Origin of the sequence: Pseudomonas sivasensis (assembly GCF_021391435.1) — a bacterium.
GTDB classification, from domain to species: Bacteria; Pseudomonadota; Gammaproteobacteria; order Pseudomonadales; family Pseudomonadaceae; genus Aquipseudomonas; species Aquipseudomonas sivasensis.
Window position 1 is genome coordinate 5,970,554 of the sequence record NZ_CP090029.1, and the last position, 14,826, is coordinate 5,985,379.

General features: G+C 60.5%; 15 protein-coding genes. 6 read left to right on the plus strand and 9 right to left on the minus strand.

Going from position 1 to position 14,826, the window contains the following annotated elements:
* Positions 1–106: 106 nt before the first annotated feature.
* Entirely contained in the window at positions 107–778 is a 672-nt protein-coding gene (rpiA, locus tag LRO94_RS27215; protein ID WP_017253881.1) for a ribose-5-phosphate isomerase RpiA, read from the plus strand.
* Between the two features lie 51 nt (positions 779–829).
* Here the strand turns inward: rpiA and LRO94_RS27220 are convergent, their stop codons facing one another.
* The 4 genes from LRO94_RS27220 to LRO94_RS27235 form a co-directional block, all read right to left on the minus strand.
* Positions 830–1,744 (minus strand): SdiA-regulated domain-containing protein, encoded by a 915-nt coding sequence (locus LRO94_RS27220; protein ID WP_179179769.1) that lies wholly within the window; start codon positions 1,742–1,744, stop codon positions 830–832.
* Between the two features lie 120 nt (positions 1,745–1,864).
* A complete protein-coding gene (locus tag LRO94_RS27225) occupies positions 1,865–2,791 on the minus strand; it encodes an SdiA-regulated domain-containing protein (protein WP_032884211.1) in 927 nt (308 codons plus the stop codon).
* A 251-nt stretch (positions 2,792–3,042) separates the two neighbouring features.
* Positions 3,043–3,708, minus strand: a complete 666-nt coding sequence (locus LRO94_RS27230) for a fumarylacetoacetate hydrolase family protein (protein WP_032884213.1) — start codon at positions 3,706–3,708, stop codon at positions 3,043–3,045.
* Positions 3,709–3,731: 23 nt separating this feature from the next.
* Positions 3,732–5,126, minus strand: a complete 1,395-nt coding sequence (locus LRO94_RS27235; protein ID WP_032884215.1) for an FAD-binding oxidoreductase — start codon at positions 5,124–5,126, stop codon at positions 3,732–3,734.
* Between the two features lie 205 nt (positions 5,127–5,331).
* Between LRO94_RS27235 and serA the strand changes: the two genes are divergently transcribed.
* A complete protein-coding gene (gene serA / locus LRO94_RS27240; RefSeq protein WP_003176761.1) occupies positions 5,332–6,561 on the plus strand; it encodes a phosphoglycerate dehydrogenase in 1,230 nt (409 codons plus the stop codon).
* A gap of 68 nt (positions 6,562–6,629) precedes the next feature.
* Here serA and LRO94_RS27245 read toward each other — a convergent pair whose 3' ends face one another.
* A complete protein-coding gene (locus LRO94_RS27245) occupies positions 6,630–7,070 on the minus strand; it encodes a DUF4399 domain-containing protein (RefSeq protein ID WP_032884216.1) in 441 nt (146 codons plus the stop codon).
* Between the two features lie 134 nt (positions 7,071–7,204).
* Between LRO94_RS27245 and LRO94_RS27250 the strand changes: the two genes are divergently transcribed.
* The gene (locus tag LRO94_RS27250) at positions 7,205–7,729 is read left to right on the plus strand and encodes a transporter substrate-binding domain-containing protein (protein WP_095185156.1); all 525 of its coding nucleotides are present in this window, start codon (positions 7,205–7,207) and stop codon (positions 7,727–7,729) included.
* Here LRO94_RS27250 and LRO94_RS27255 read toward each other — a convergent pair.
* Together LRO94_RS27255 and LRO94_RS27260 are read right to left on the minus strand one after the other, a co-directional pair.
* Positions 7,680–8,162 carry a DUF523 domain-containing protein gene (locus LRO94_RS27255; protein WP_032884217.1) on the minus strand — a complete coding sequence of 161 codons (483 nt, stop codon included), beginning with the start codon at positions 8,160–8,162 and terminating at the stop codon, positions 7,680–7,682. The two genes, LRO94_RS27250 and LRO94_RS27255, sit on opposite strands and share 50 nt — an antisense overlap.
* 2 nt (positions 8,163–8,164) lie before the next feature.
* Positions 8,165–8,797, minus strand: coding sequence for a 2OG-Fe(II) oxygenase (locus LRO94_RS27260; protein ID WP_095185157.1), 633 nt, complete (start codon positions 8,795–8,797; stop codon positions 8,165–8,167).
* Between the two features lie 131 nt (positions 8,798–8,928).
* Between LRO94_RS27260 and LRO94_RS27265 the strand changes: the two genes are divergently transcribed.
* Entirely contained in the window at positions 8,929–9,681 is a 753-nt protein-coding gene (locus LRO94_RS27265; protein WP_179179768.1) for a DUF2059 domain-containing protein, read from the plus strand.
* Positions 9,682–9,785: 104 nt separating this feature from the next.
* Here LRO94_RS27265 and LRO94_RS27270 read toward each other — a convergent pair whose 3' ends face one another.
* Positions 9,786–10,727 (minus strand): phospholipase BipL, encoded by a 942-nt coding sequence (locus LRO94_RS27270; protein WP_032884220.1) that lies wholly within the window; start codon positions 10,725–10,727, stop codon positions 9,786–9,788.
* Positions 10,728–10,831: 104 nt separating this feature from the next.
* On the opposite strand from LRO94_RS27270, the gene LRO94_RS27275 reads away from it, so the two are divergent.
* Positions 10,832–11,407, plus strand: coding sequence for a DUF6436 domain-containing protein (locus LRO94_RS27275; RefSeq protein ID WP_032884222.1), 576 nt, complete (start codon positions 10,832–10,834; stop codon positions 11,405–11,407).
* Between the two features lie 27 nt (positions 11,408–11,434).
* Complete coding sequence (locus tag LRO94_RS27280; RefSeq protein ID WP_179179767.1) at positions 11,435–13,789, plus strand: penicillin acylase family protein; 2,355 nt, start codon at positions 11,435–11,437, stop codon at positions 13,787–13,789.
* 29 nt (positions 13,790–13,818) lie between these two features.
* Here LRO94_RS27280 and LRO94_RS27285 read toward each other — a convergent pair whose 3' ends face one another.
* The gene (locus tag LRO94_RS27285) at positions 13,819–14,790 is read right to left on the minus strand and encodes a GlxA family transcriptional regulator (protein ID WP_032884226.1); all 972 of its coding nucleotides are present in this window, start codon (positions 14,788–14,790) and stop codon (positions 13,819–13,821) included.
* Between the last annotated feature and the right edge of the window lie 36 nt (positions 14,791–14,826).

Consider the following 14,826-nt stretch of genomic DNA (forward strand, 5'->3'; position numbering starts at 1 on the left):
GCCGAGGAGTCTAACCCGGCTTTTGGCCGTACGACCACACGAATCCCGAGGTTTTGTTGGGTTATACTCGCGCCCCTCTTTACTCCCCGCCCGTTCCGGAGCCCGCATGACCCAGGATCAACTCAAACAGGCAGTGGCCCAGGCCGCTGTCGATTTAATCCTTCCTAAACTCGACGACAAAAGCATCGTCGGTGTCGGCACCGGCTCCACTGCCAACTGCTTTATCGATGCGCTGGCCCAGCACAAGGGCGCGTTCGATGGCGCCGTGGCCAGCTCCGAAGCCACTGCCGCACGCCTGAAAGGCCATGGCATTCCGGTGTACGAGCTCAACACCGTGAGCGACCTGGAGTTCTATGTCGACGGCGCCGATGAGAGCGACGCGCACCTGAACCTGATCAAGGGCGGCGGCGCAGCCCTGACTCGCGAGAAGATCGTCGCGGCCGTGGCCAAGACCTTCATCTGCATCGCCGACGCCAGCAAGCTGGTACCGGTCCTCGGCGCATTCCCGCTGCCGGTGGAAGTCATCCCGATGGCCCGCAGCCACGTGGCCCGCGAGCTGGTGAAGCTGGGCGGCGATCCGGTGTACCGCGAAGGCGTGCTGACCGACAACGGCAACATCATCCTCGACGTATTCAATATGCAGATCACCAATCCGGTGGAGCTTGAAACGCAGATCAATGCCATCGTCGGCGTGGTCACCAACGGCCTGTTCGCTGCGCGTCCGGCGGATGTGCTGCTCTTGGGCACTTCCGAAGGCGTGAAAACCCTCAAGGCCTGAGGACACCACCAATCCAACGTGGGAGGGGGCCTGCCCCCGAATGGCGGTGTGTCAGGGACTGGGTTTCTTGAACACGTAGAACAGGTTCGGCTCGCTGACCAGGTACAACGTACCTTCGTCGTCCATGGCGATCCCTTCGGCCTGAGGCACACGTTTTTTCAGGCCATGGCGCCCATTGAGTAGAGAAAGACTGCTCAATGGGCGACCGTCGATATCCAGTTCCAACACCAAAAATGACTCATCCGACAGCGCCAGCAGATGGCCGCTGCGCTCGTCGTATTGCAGGCTCGACAGATCGCGTACAAATAGCCCGGCGTCACGCTTGGGGTTATTGATCACGTGCACCGAGTAGGTTTTTTCAGGCTTGAAATGAGGAAACCCGTGGACCTCATAGATCAACATCGGTTCGCGCTCCTTGGCCACGAACAGGCGCTTGCCCACTGAGTCATAGGCCAACCCCTCAAAGCCCTTGTTGCCACCTACATGCAGGCCCAGGGTCATTTGCTCTGCATCTGCGGCGTCGAGGAACTGGGTGTCGTCGTCAACATGCACCTTGATCAGGCGCTGTTGGCGTTCATCGGTGATGACATAGATGTTGTCGCTGATGAACTCCACGGCCTCGGCATCACCAAATCCCACCAAGGGAATGCGCCGCAGGATCTTGCCGTCCAGCGACAACTCGATCAGTTCGGCGTTTTGATTGGTCACGGTAAACAGGCTTTTGCGCACAGGGTCATAGGTGAGTGCCGAGACATCGTCATCGAGCCCCTCGATGACTTGGGCTTCCAGCGTTACCCGGTAATCGGCGAGGCCAATGGAACGCTCATCGGCGGGATGACGCCATGTCTGCCAATTGAACCAAGCGCGCTCGAACAAGCGAAAGTGCTGCCCAGCGACCCCGGCGCAGATCAGGGCGATCAGCACGAACAGAAAAAGAATGGGCTTGGGGCGGGCAAGTCGGCGCATTGGGCGGGCTCAAAATCAAAAGTGGCGAATGAATATCACGCCTGTCTGAATTTAAACTTAAACGCGCCCGGATGTCTGGCGAATGCCGCTGATAGAGAAATATCCGACGTAACTGGTCGATTATTTCTGCTTTTCGAAACGATAGAACAGATTCGGCTCACTCACTATGTACAGAGTGCCTTCCTCATCCATGGTCACCCCCTCCGCACGAGGAATGGTTTTGTTGAGACCATTGAAGCCGCCCAGCAAGGTCATGAAGCTGACTTGTTCGCCCTTCTCGTCCAGCTCCAGCAACAGGTGAGAGTCGGCCGAAAGCGCAAGGAGGTGGCCGGTGCGCGGATCGACAGCCAGGGCCGAGAGGTTGCGCATGTCCAATTCTTTGCTGGCGAGTTTTTGTTTATCGCCGTTCAGGATCTGGCTGCCGTCGCTTTTCCAGGTAAACAATGCCGGCGGGCGCTCTTCGCCCAACACCAGTTGCTGGTTGCGCTTGTCCCAGGTGATCGCCTCAAAAGCTTTGTTCTGGTCTTTGGACGGGCCCAGGTCGTAGGCCTGGAAATCAGCCTTGTTCAACTGTTGGGTCGTCGCGTCGACCTTGACGATGGTGAGGCTGTGCTGGCGCTCGTCGACCACTGCCATCAGACCATTTTCCAGCACCGTTACGCCTTCCGGATTTTCCCAGCCATTGAGCGGCATCTTGCGGAGCACATCGCCTTGCAGGCTCAACTCAACGAGGAACGGGTTTTTGCCCATGACGGAAAACAGCGTTTTGGTCTGCGGGTTGTAGGCGACGTCCGAGGCTTCGTCCTTCTCCATTCCCGGTAACACCTTGGCGTCGATGACCGCGTGGTAGTCCGGCAACCATACGCTTTCACTGCGCTCGGTGGGCGTCTCGAAGCGCTCCAGCAACCACAGCACGCCGCGGTCATCCCAATGCATGGCCCAGGCAACGCCATAAAAGATGGCCCCCGCCAGAAACAGCCAGGAATACCAGCGCAGGGCAAAACGGGAACGCGGCTTGGGTGTGGCAGAGGGCAGGGACACGGCCATGGGGCGCTTTTTCCGGAAAGTCAGCGTTAGGTGATAGCACAGGATCGACGGGCCCGCGCTCTGGAGGCTGGGGATTATCCGGATGGCGTGTGAAAAAAATGCAAAAACCCGGGGCTTTACCGGCCGACACAACTCCAATGTGGGAGGGGGCTTGCCCCCGATAGCGGCGCGTCAGTCAACATCCACTTAACTGATACACCGCCATCGGAGGCAAGCCCCCTCCCACAGGTTTGACCGCGTTGGCCAGGTGCTTATCGAACGCTGCTGTCGAAGCGATTCACTCCCGCCAATTCCAACACCAACTCATCACCCACATTCAGCGGACCCACGCCAGCCGGGGTGCCGGTGAGAATCACATCACCAGCCTGCAGCGAGAAGCAGCCGGCCATGTGCTGGATCATCGGGATGATCGGGTTGAGCATCTGCGAGCTGTTGCCGTCCTGGCGCACTTCGCCGTTGATGGTCAGGCGAATGCCGATATCGGTCACGTCCGGGAAAGTGCTGCCCACCACGAACGGTGCGATCACTGCCGCGCCGTCGAAGGATTTGGCAATTTCCCACGGCAGGCCCTTGGCTTTCAGCTCGGCCTGTTTGTCACGCAGTGTCAGGTCCAGGGCCGGGGCGAAGCCGGAGATGGCGTCCAGCACTTCTTCACGGCTTGGCTTGTTCGACAACGGTTTGCCGATCAATACCGCGATTTCCGCTTCGTAGTGCACCGAGCCACGGTCGGCAGGGATGGCAAAACCGCCTTCCAGCGCCACGACACAGCTGCCGGGCTTGATGAACAGCAACGGTTCGGTCGGCACTGGATTATCCAGTTCCTTGGCATGTTCGGCGTAGTTACGGCCAATGCACACCACTTTACCCACCGGGAAGTGGATGTTGGTGCCGTCGACATACTTGTGCTGGTAGCTCATGGAACGACTCCTTCGGGGGGCGGTTAAACAGCGAAGATCTTGCCAGGGTTCATGATCCCGTTCGGGTCGAACACTGCTTTGACGGCCTTCATGTATTCAATTTCGACCGGCGAACGGCTGTACGTCAGGTAATCGCGCTTGGTCATGCCCACGCCGTGTTCGGCGGAGATAGAGCCGTTGTATTTCTCAACGGTCTCGAACACCCATTTGTTCACGGTGGCGCATTTGGCGAAGAACTCGTCCTTGCTCAGGCTTTCCGGCTTGAGAATGTTCAAGTGCAGGTTGCCGTCACCGATGTGGCCAAACCAGACAATTTCGAAGTCCGGATAGTGTTCGCCGACGATCGCGTCGATTTCTTTCAAGAACGCTGGCACTTTGGAGACAGTGACTGAGATATCGTTCTTGTACGGCGTCCAGTGGGAAATGGTCTCGGAGATGTACTCGCGCAGTTTCCACAGGTTGTGCAGTTGGGTTTCGCTCTGGCTCATCACGCCATCCAGCACCCAGCCCTGTTCGACACAGTGTTCGAAGGTTTCCAGCGCGTGGTTGGCGACTTCTTCGGTAGTGGCTTCGAATTCCAGCAGTGCGTAGAACGGGCACTCGGTTTCAAACGGTGCCGGCACATCGCCACGACCCAGCACTTTGGCCAGGGCTTTGTCGGAGAAGAACTCGAACGCGGTCAGGTCCAGCTTGCTCTGGAACGCGTGCAGCACCGGCATGATCGAGTCGAAGTCGGTGGTGCCAAGCACCATGGCGGTGAGGTTCTTCGGCGCACGGTCCAGGCGCATGGTGGCCTCGACCACAAAACCCAGGGTGCCTTCAGCGCCAATGAACAGCTGGCGCATGTCGTAGCCGGTGGCGTTCTTGATTAAGTCGCGGTTCAGTTCCAGCACATCGCCTTTGCCGGTGACGACTTTCATGCCGGCGACCCAGTTACGGGTCATGCCGTAGCGAATAACCTTGATCCCGCCGGCATTGGTGCCGATATTGCCGCCAATCTGGCTGGAACCGGACGAGGCGAAGTCCACCGGGTAGTACAGGCCTTTTTCTTCGGCGACGTTCTGCAACTGCTTTGTGACCACGCCCGGCTGGCACACGGCGGTGCGGTCGGTGAGGTTCACGTCCAGAATCTGGTTCATATAGTCGAAGGAAACGACCACTTCGCCATTGGCCGCAACAGCAGCTGCAGACAGGCCAGTGCGACCGCCAGACGGCACCAGTGCCACCTTGTGCTCATTGGCCCAACGGACAATGGCCTGTACCTGCTCGATGGTCTTGGGGAACACGATGGCGGTGGGCGCGGGTGCGAAGTGCTTGGTCCAATCCTTGCCGTAAGTCTCCAGGGAGTCGGCGTCGGTCAGCACTTTGCCGGGCTCAACCAGGGTCTTTAGCTCATCAATCAGGGCAGGATGGGTCATCGACAGAACTCTCGAACAATTCATGGTCATCCTGAGAACGCTTCACGTCGCAGGAATAGGTGTTTAGCGGGGCGCGTATGCTAGCATACCGCCCCCGCAGGACAGAGCCCAAGGGCGTTTCTGCGGTGACGGCTTTCCTGCCGTCCGGGTCAGCTTGCGCTGCTCGATTCCCTGCCATTTTTCTCCGGGATACAGGTTTACGCAGATGAGCAAGACTTCTCTCGATAAGAGCAAGATCAAGTTCCTTCTTCTGGAAGGCGTCCACCCATCGGCTGTCGACGTTCTGAAAGCCGCCGGGTACACCAGCATTGAGTACATCACCAGTTCTCTGCCGGAAGCCCAGCTCAAGGAAAAGATCGCCGACGCGCACTTCATCGGCATTCGCTCCCGCACTCAGCTGACCGAAGAAATCTTCGATCACGCCAAGAAACTCGTGGCTGTCGGCTGTTTCTGCATCGGCACCAACCAGGTCGACCTCAACGCTGCGCGCGAACGCGGCATCGCGGTGTTCAACGCACCGTACTCCAACACCCGCTCCGTTGCGGAGCTGGTGCTGGCCGAGGCCATCCTGCTGCTGCGCGGCATCCCGGAGAAGAACGCTTCCTGCCACCGTGGCGGCTGGATCAAAAGCGCGGCCAACTCCTTCGAAATCCGCGGCAAGAAGCTGGGCATCGTCGGTTATGGCTCGATCGGCACTCAGCTGTCGGTACTGGCTGAAGGCCTGGGCATGCAGGTGTTCTTCTACGACACCCTGACCAAGCTGCCATTGGGCAACGCTACCCAGGTGTCGAGCCTGACCGAGCTGCTGGGCATGTCCGATATCGTGACCCTGCACGTTCCGGAAACCGCTGAGACCCAGTGGATGATCGGCGAGAAGGAAATCCGCGCCATCAAGAAAGGCGGCATCCTGATCAACGCCGCGCGCGGCACTGTGGTCGAGCTGGACGCCCTGGCCGACGCGATCAAGGACAAGCACCTGATCGGCGCCGCCATCGACGTGTTCCCGGTGGAGCCTCGCTCCAACGACGATATCTTCGAAAGCCCACTGCGTGGCCTGGACAACGTGATCCTGACTCCGCACATCGGCGGCTCCACCGCTGAAGCGCAGGCCAACATCGGCCTGGAAGTCTCGGAAAAGCTGGTCAAGTACAGCGACAACGGTACGTCGGTATCGTCTGTGAACTTCCCGGAAGTGGCCCTGCCGGCTCACCCTGGCAAGCACCGTCTGCTGCACATCCACCAGAACATCCCTGGCGTGATGATGGAGATCAACAAGGTCTTCGCGGAAAACGGCATCAACATCTCCGGTCAGTTCCTGCAGACCAACGAGAAGGTTGGCTACGTGGTGATCGACGTCGACGCCGAGTACTCGGACCTGGCGCAAGAGAAGCTGCAGCACATCAACGGCACTATCCGTAGCCGCGTGTTGTTCTAACGCTTTAAACGCTGCACAAAAAAATGGGAGACCCGCAGGGGCCTCCCATTTTTTTGTCTGAACAAATCTTACTTGACGTTAACCGTGATCACTTTCGACGCTACAGTGGGTTCGAACTGGCGATGCACGTTGTCGCCAGCTACCAGCTGCAGGGTGTGCTTGCCTGGAGTCAGGGTCAGTTCGGTTTCGGTTTGCGCCTTGCCGAAGTGAATCGAAGTTGCAGTGGCCGGGATGGCTTCGTCGGCTTTAAGCGACTGCACGTCCTGGTCTACCAGCAAGTGGTGGTGACCGGCGTTAGGCACTTGCTTGTCGATCGGCTCCAGGTCCAGGCCCTTGACGCCGAATTTGACAGTGAAGGTTTTGTCGACGGTGGCGCCATCTTTGGGCGAGACGATAAACACCTCCGCGCCCTTGGGTGCTGGGGTACGAGGCACATCAGCGGCATTTGCCAACACCGAGGCACCCAGCAACAGGCTGGCAATCGTTGCACGGGACAAAAGGGCTTTCATTCGCTTCTCCAGTTTTTCTGTGAAATCTGTAGGGTTATGACAACTTCGCGATAAATTGCTGTCCAAGTCACTCACCACCATAGCAAAGCGATGCTGAACGGCGTCTCGCACATTCGAATTCTTTAGGAGTGACCATGCGCTTTTCGCCTGGCCTGTTACTTTTGCTTCCCCTTCTGAGCCCCTTGGCTCATGCCGAACTGATCGACGACGTCAATGATCGCGGTGAACTGCGCATCGCCCTTGAAGCCAACACCCCGCCCTATAACTTCAAGGAAGGCGAAAAACTCACCGGTTTTGAAGTCGAACTCGGAGAACTGCTGGCTAAAGAAATGGACGTGCGCCCCTCGTTTATCACCACTGATGGCGCCGACCTGCTGCCAGGGGTTGCCACCGGCAAATACGACGTGGCCATCAACCATATCGCTCTGACTGCCGAGCTTAAGGATCAGTTCGATTTCAGCGAGGCTTATAGCGAGAAACCCGAGCTGGCAATCCCGTTCCAGAAAGGCAACCCGGCGTTCAAGACCAGCCTGGACGGGGCGTTGAAGCGGGTGAAGGACGATGGCCGGTTGAAAGCGCTGTCGCAGAAGTGGTTAGAGGGGGATGCCTCTACAGAAGCGCCAACGCCTGTGCCGCCTCCGGCAACTCCAGCTCACTGAACACCTGCACACCATGGCGTTTGAGCAGCGCCGCCGTGACGCCCTCGCCGCTCACCTTTACGCCAGTGAAGGTGCCGTCATAGGTCAGCAGATTGCCGCAGGATGGGCTATTGGCCTTTAAGATGGCGACGCGGATGTTGTGGCGCTGCACCAGCGCCAACGCTTGGCGGGCGCCGTCTAGGAAGGCAGCGCTGAAGTCTTCGCCCTCGGCAGTCAGCACTTTGGCGCGACCTTCCCAGACATCGATGCCTTGCCCGCCGGGAATTTCGGCAGAGGGCCTGGGCGTCGGCAAGCCGCCCGACACTTCCGGGCAGATCGCAACCACACGGCCTTCGGCCTGCCACGCAGCCAGTTGATCGAACGGCCCGCTGGCTCCGCCGTCATAACGCACCTTGTGCCCGAGCAGGCAGCGGCTGATCAGTATCTTTTGCATGATTAAAACGGCTCGTTGCCCCGCCGCCGAAACCAGCCGGTGAGGGACAGGCGTTCGCGCGTGGCGGGCATAACTTCGTGGGGCACTTCGCCCGACAGGAACACCACCAGGCAACCGCCGGTAGGCACCACATCGTATTCGACACCGTCCTTGAGGTACATGCGCAACTGGCCACCATGCTCGGGCAGCCAGGCGTCATTCAGGTAGATCACCGCCGAAACCATGCGCCGGTCATCGTCGCGGAAACGGTCCAGGTGCTTGAGGTAAAACGCCCCTGGTGGGTACATCGCGAAGTGGCTTTCGAAGTCTTCCAGGCCGAGGAACAGCCCTCGATTCATCGCCAGGCGCAGGCTGTCCATCAACGCCATGTAGCTGTCGCAGACGGCGGCGTCGCCCTCCTCCAGCCACTGGATATGGTCGCCGCGAATGCCCTCGCGGATCTCCTGGGATGGTCCGCGCCCCACCGCCGCCGGTGCCAATTCACCCTCGGCCGCACGTTTACGGCACTCAGCCGCCAGTTCCAGGGTCAGAGCCTGGGGCAGGAAGCCGTTCTGCTGCGACCAACCTTTCTCGGCCAGGTCGTCGACAATGCGTTGCAGCAGGGGGTGATCAAGGGGTATTTGCATGGCGCGCATAGTATCCATACGCCTTCAAATCCGACAGCGCCGTCGAGCGTCTCAATACACTTTAGTCAGGTGACTGATAGGACTTCTCGACAAATCCTACGCCCGACACGGACAATAGTGGCCGACTGACAGGAGTCCATATGCGTCGTTTGTTTTTTTCCTTGCTGATGTTCTGCGTTTTGCCCGCTTGGGCAGACGGCCATGACCAGTTGTACAAGGTCGCCGGCTGGGCCGAACAACGTGCGCATTTCAATGACGCCCTCAGTGCCGCCCAGCAGCGCTATCGCAATAGCCTGCCGCCGGCGGTGTACCAGGCGCTGGTGGACAACAGCAATAAGCGCTTTGCCGCCCAGGCCATGGACCAGCGCGCCGAGGCGCAATTGCGCAAGAACCTGGCGGATCCGAAGCCTGCCCTGGCGTTCTTCCAATCACCGCTGGGCCGCAAGATTGTCGCCGCAGAGCTGCTGGCCACCCGCCGCGACCAGCTGGCCAAAAACGCCCAAGGCCTGCCGAAAATCGAAGCCGACGCCACCCGCAGCCTGATCATCGGCCACCTGGCCCAGGCCCTGCCCGCCCGCGAGGCCGGTGCGGAAGTCAGCCTGGCGATTGCCGGCGTGGCGGCCGACAGTTTGAGTCAAATGATTCCCGGTTTGCTGGGCGGTGGTCAGGCGCAGGGCATGTTGAATGGTCAACGTGAACGGCTGATGCAGCAGATCGATAAGGATCTGAACAACACCCTGCTGTACGTCTATCGGGATTTGTCCGACCCGGAGCTGGAAGAGTTCGCCACGTTTGCAGAGTCGTCGGAAGGTAAGGCGTATTACCAGGCGGCGCTGGCAGCGATTCGCGCGGGGCTGGCGGTCGGCCAAAGCACTTCAAGCCTGACGCAGTAGAAAATGTGGGAGGGGGCTTGCCCCCGATGGCAGTGGGTCAGCTACAGATAAGCTGACTGATGCACCGCTATCGGGAGCAAGCCCCCTCCCACATTTGGATTGTGTTATTTCAAATGGTCTGTCAAATACCGGAAGTACTCTTCACGAATCTCGGGAATCTCATTCGCCAGGTGATGCCTTCCCCGCTTCAGCATCAGCACCTCAGGCTGGTCGAACTTACCCCGAAGCACCTGCAAATTGTGCTGCCAGTCCACCGTCATGTCTTCCTCACCCTGCACAATCACCGGCCTCCGGGGGCTGCGCGGTGCGGCTTCGATGCGCTTGATCCAGCGCGCCAACGCCCCCACCCAGGCGGTGGGCAGTTGGCGCGGCTGAAGCGGATCGGCCTCCAGGAACGGCTTGAAGGCTGGGTCGTTAGTGTTCTCGCTGAAACGCCGGGCGATGCCTTTGACGAACGGACGCAGCAGGTAATAACTGACCTGCGACCACCCCCACGCACGCGGCCGCACTAACGGTGACAGCAGGAAGGTCTTGCCTTGGGCCGGGCTGTCGGCCCCCTGGTTGAGCAAATGGTCCACCACCACCGCGCCGCCCGTGCTCTGCCCAAACAGATGCCAGGGCTGCGGCAATTTCAGCGCCTGGGCTTGGGCGAACAGCGCCTGCACCACCTCCTGGTACACCGCAAAATCATCGATGCTGGCCCGCGCGCCGCTGGACAGGCCGTGGCCCGGCAGGTCGCAGGCGATCACCACAAAACCCTGGTCCAGCGCCCAGTCCACCACGTGGCGGTACAGGCCCATGTGGTCGTAGAAGCCGTGAAACATAAACATCGTCGCCACCGGTTGTGGGGGCGACCACACCTGCCCCACCACCTCGAACCCGCGCACCTCAAAGCGCCCCAGGCGGCTCACAGCCGGCACTTTGCGCGCGGCCAGGTCCAATCCATAAAAGCGCTGGTACACCCGCGCTTCGGCGCTGAGCGGTTGCGCATCCACCAGGGGTCGCAAGCTGTCGCGCAGATGATCGGGGTCAAAGGTAACGGGCATAAGGGGTTCCAGACTTAACGCACAGGGCAGATGAATATCGAGCTGCGATATTCATCTGTCAGGACAAGCATGGCAAGCTACGCGACCTTCGAGGATAGATCCGGATGCGACAACCCTACCGTACCACCCTGTTCGCCAGCCTGATCCTGATCATCTGCGCTGTCGCGCTGTGGGCCGCGTATGACTGGTTCCAGGGCCGCTACCTGCGCGCCTTCAGCGAACACACAGCGGTGTTTTCCGGCGATGCACTGCGCCTGCCCGCCGAGCTGAGCGGGCCTGGCCCAATCCGCCTGGTGCACTTCTGGGACCCAGCCTGCCCGTGCAACGTCGGTAACCAGCAACACTTGGGCGAGTTGATCGAGCAATACGCGCCACAAGGCGTCGAGTTCTACGCCCTGCAAAAACCCGACAGCCACGGCCGTTTGCCAGACAACCTGCGCAGCATGAAGATCCTCACCGCCCTGCCCGGCGCCGACCAGGTACCGGCCAGCCCGGCCGTGGGCATCTGGGATCGCACGGGCAAGCTCGCGTATTTCGGGCCGTACAGCGAAGGCCTGACGTGCAACGCCAGCAACAGTTTTATCGAGCCGATCCTGAAGGCACTCCAAGCGGGGCGCGAAGTGAATGCCACTCACACCTTGGCAGTGGGCTGCTATTGTTCGTGGCCTGAAGATCGTTAGTCACTCCACTCCCGGTAAGGAAAGTTCATGAAGCGCGTCTTGCGGGTTCTCGCGGTTCTGCTGGTGCTGATCGCCCTCGGCGGCGGCTGGTACGTGTACAGCAAGCAGCCCACTCGCCAGGGCTCGGTCACGCTGGCCAACCTGCAAGGCTCGGTCACGGTGCGCTACGACGACCGTGGCGTGCCGCATATTCGCGCCGACAGCGAGACAGACCTGTATCGCGCCCTGGGCTATGTGCACGCCCAGGACCGGTTGTTCCAGATGGAGATCATGCGGCGCCTGTCCCGTGGAGAGCTGGCCGAAGTACTCGGCCCCAAGCTGCTGGAGACCGACAAACTGTTTCGCAGCCTGCGCATCCGTGAGCGGGCCTTGAGCTATGTGGAGCAGATGGATCACGAGTCTGCGTCCTGGAAGGCCCTGCAAGCCTATCTGGATGGAATCAATCAGTATCAGGACACCCACGCCAGCCCCATGGAGTTTGACGCACTGAGCATCCCCAAGCGCCGGTTCACCGCCGAAGACACCATCAGCGTCGCCGGATACATGGCCTACAGCTTTGCCGCCGCGTTTCGCACCGAGCCCTTGTTGACCTACGTTCGCGACCAATTGGGCGGTGACTACCTGAAAGTGTTCGACCTCGACTGGCAACCCAAAGGCGCACTCAACCTGGCTGCCGGCGATTGGCAAACCCTCGGTGCCATCGCGTCCCTGAGCGAACAGGCCTTGGCCGACAACGGCCTGCCGCAGTTCGAAGGCAGCAACGCTTGGGCCATCAGCGGCAGCCGCACCAAGAGCGGCAAGCCGCTACTGGCGGGTGACCCGCATATCCGTTTCTCGGTGCCGTCGGTGTGGTACGAGGCGCACCTGTCGGCGCCGGGCTTTGAGCTGTATGGCTATCACAACGCGCTGGTGCCAGTGGCCTTCCTGGGGCACAACCTGGATTTCGGCTGGAGCCTGACGATGTTCCAGAACGACGACGTCGACCTGATCGCCGAGAAGCTCAACCCGGACAACCCCAACCAGGTCTGGTACCAGGGCCAATGGGTCGACATGACCAGCAGCGAACAACAGATCGCGGTGAAGGGCCAGACGCCAGTCACCTTCACCCTGCGCCAGTCGCCCCACGGGCCGATTATCAATGACGTACTCGGCGAGAGCGCCGGCAAGACGCCCATCGCCATGTGGTGGGCCTTCCTCGACACCCAGAACCCGATCCTCGACGGCTTTTATCAGCTCAACCGCGCCGACACCCTGACCAAGGCCCGTGCGGCGGCGGCCAAAGTGTCGGCGCCGGGGCTGAATATCGTGTGGGCCAACGCCAAGGGCGATATCGGCTGGTGGGCGGCGGCGCAGTTGCCGATTCGTCCGGCCGGCGTCAACCCTGGATTTATCCTCGACGGCAGCACCGCCCAGGCCGACAAGTTGGGCTTCTACCCGTTCAGCGCCAACCCCCAGGAAGAAAACCCCGCGCGTGGCTATGTAGTGTCGGCCAATGCCCAACCGGCATCACCCACCGGCATGGAAATCCCCGGCTATTACAATCTGGCCGACCGTGGCCAGCAGTTGAACGCGCAGTTAAGCGACAAAAGCGTGAAGTGGGATGTGAACAACAGCCAGGCCCTGCAACTGGGTACCACTACCGCCTTCGGCCCGCGCCTGCTGGCGCCGTTGTTGCCGGTGCTGCGTGAGGTGGTCAAAGACCCGGCACAGTTGAAACAGGTGGAACAGCTTGCCAGCTGGAAGGGTGACTACCCACTCGACTCCATAAGCGCCACGCTGTTCAACCAGTTCCTGTTCAACCTCGCCGATGCAGCCTTCCGCCCGAAACTGGGTGACGCCATGTTCAAGACCCTGCTCACCACCCGCGTAATCGACGCCGCCCTGCCCCGCCTGGCTGCCGACCCGGACTCACCCTGGTGGGACGGCAAGCGCGCCGACACCGTCAAACTCGCCTGGGACAACAGCCTCACGCACCTGAAAGCCACCTTCGGCGATGACCCGACCCAGTGGCAGTGGGGCAAGGCCCATACCCTGACCCACGGCCATCCGCTGGGTTCGCAAAAGCCGCTGGACCTGATTCTCAACGTCGGCCCCTTCCCGGCGCCCGGCACTCACGAAGTGCCGAACAATCAGTCGGCCGCCATCGGCCCAGCGCCCTGGCCGGTGACCTACGGCCCTTCGACCCGCCGCCTGATCGACTTCGCCGATGTGGCCCACGCGCTGACGATCAACCCGGTCGGTCAAAGCGGTGTGCCGTTTGACAAGCACTATGGCGACCAGGCAGAGACCTATATCGAAGGCGGTTACGAGCAAGCGCATTTCAGTGATGAGGAAGTCACGGCGAATACGCGCGGCACCTTGAAGCTACTACCGGCGCGGTAGCCCTATGCAAGCCAACGCCTACCGTTTGTCTACGCCGTTGCTGGGGGCGCAAAGTTGAGCCGAAACTGCTGCGGCGTCACCCCCAGGCGGCGATTGAACACACTGCGCATGTGCTGGGCATCACGAAAACCGCATTGGTACGCCACGGTTTTCAATGGCGCGTGAGTACTTTCAAGCATCACCCGCGCCGCATCCAGCCGGGCCCGCTCAACAAATTCCGCAGGCGTAACCTGCGCCTCACGGGCAAACACCCGAGAAAAATTGCGCGCGCTCATATTGGCGGCCCTTGCCAGGTCGGCGATGGTCAGATCCCCGGTCAAATTCGCCAATACATACAGCTGCACCAGCGCTACCGCCGATGTGGTTTCGGCGTGGGGTGTAAGAAACGGGCTGAACTGCGACTGCCCGCCCGAACGCTGGGTGAACACCACCAGGCGCTTGGCCACGCTCAAAGCCACTTCCGGACCGTGGTCCTGGGCCAGCAAGTACAACGACAAATCGATGCCCGCCGTGACCCCGGCCGAGGTGTAGAGGTTGCCGTGCTGGACGTACAGGCGGTCGGCTTCGACCTGGGCCGAGGGGCACAGGCGCGCCAGGTCAGCGGCGTCGTTCCAATGGGTGGTGACGGTTTTTCCATCCAGCAATCCGGCGCGCGCCAGCATGAAGGCGCCGTTGCAGATCGAGCCAAAACGTCGCGCCCGAGCGGTGGCGCCACGCAGCCAATCATCGAACGACACGCCGAAATCTTCGAACGGCAACTGCGGGCCACCGGCGACCAGCAGCAGGTCATAGGCCTGCAGGGCTTCGCTGTAATGCCGGTGGGCCTGCAATGCCAAACCATTGGAGGCGGCCATGGTGCCGTGGCCTAGCCCGATGACCTCTATTTGGTAGTGATCCTGGGGCGGCAGAAAGCGGTTGGCTTCGCAGAACACATCCATGGGGCCGGTCACATCCAGTGACTGGACGCCGGGGAAGATCAGGATGGCGACGGTCTTGTGCATGCTCACAGACACCTTTTTCTAGCGGAATAAAATGCA

Coding starts and splice junctions, on each gene's coding strand:
- LRO94_RS27270 (WP_032884220.1), bottom strand. CDS start 10,727: ATGCCCGTTACCTTTGACCCCGATCATCTGCGCGACAGCTTGCGACCC.
- LRO94_RS27285 (WP_032884226.1), bottom strand. CDS start 14,790: ATGCACAAGACCGTCGCCATCCTGATCTTCCCCGGCGTCCAGTCACTG.
- LRO94_RS27235 (WP_032884215.1), bottom strand. CDS start 5,126: ATGACCCATCCTGCCCTGATTGATGAGCTAAAGACCCTGGTTGAGCCC.
- rpiA (WP_017253881.1), top strand. CDS start 107: ATGACCCAGGATCAACTCAAACAGGCAGTGGCCCAGGCCGCTGTCGAT.
- LRO94_RS27280 (WP_179179767.1), top strand. CDS start 11,435: ATGAAGCGCGTCTTGCGGGTTCTCGCGGTTCTGCTGGTGCTGATCGCC.
- LRO94_RS27245 (WP_032884216.1), bottom strand. CDS start 7,070: ATGAAAGCCCTTTTGTCCCGTGCAACGATTGCCAGCCTGTTGCTGGGT.
- LRO94_RS27250 (WP_095185156.1), top strand. CDS start 7,205: ATGCGCTTTTCGCCTGGCCTGTTACTTTTGCTTCCCCTTCTGAGCCCC.
- serA (WP_003176761.1), top strand. CDS start 5,332: ATGAGCAAGACTTCTCTCGATAAGAGCAAGATCAAGTTCCTTCTTCTG.
- LRO94_RS27260 (WP_095185157.1), bottom strand. CDS start 8,797: ATGCGCGCCATGCAAATACCCCTTGATCACCCCCTGCTGCAACGCATT.
- LRO94_RS27225 (WP_032884211.1), bottom strand. CDS start 2,791: ATGGCCGTGTCCCTGCCCTCTGCCACACCCAAGCCGCGTTCCCGTTTT.
- LRO94_RS27230 (WP_032884213.1), bottom strand. CDS start 3,708: ATGAGCTACCAGCACAAGTATGTCGACGGCACCAACATCCACTTCCCG.
- LRO94_RS27255 (WP_032884217.1), bottom strand. CDS start 8,162: ATGCAAAAGATACTGATCAGCCGCTGCCTGCTCGGGCACAAGGTGCGT.
- LRO94_RS27265 (WP_179179768.1), top strand. CDS start 8,929: ATGCGTCGTTTGTTTTTTTCCTTGCTGATGTTCTGCGTTTTGCCCGCT.
- LRO94_RS27220 (WP_179179769.1), bottom strand. CDS start 1,744: ATGCGCCGACTTGCCCGCCCCAAGCCCATTCTTTTTCTGTTCGTGCTG.
- LRO94_RS27275 (WP_032884222.1), top strand. CDS start 10,832: ATGCGACAACCCTACCGTACCACCCTGTTCGCCAGCCTGATCCTGATC.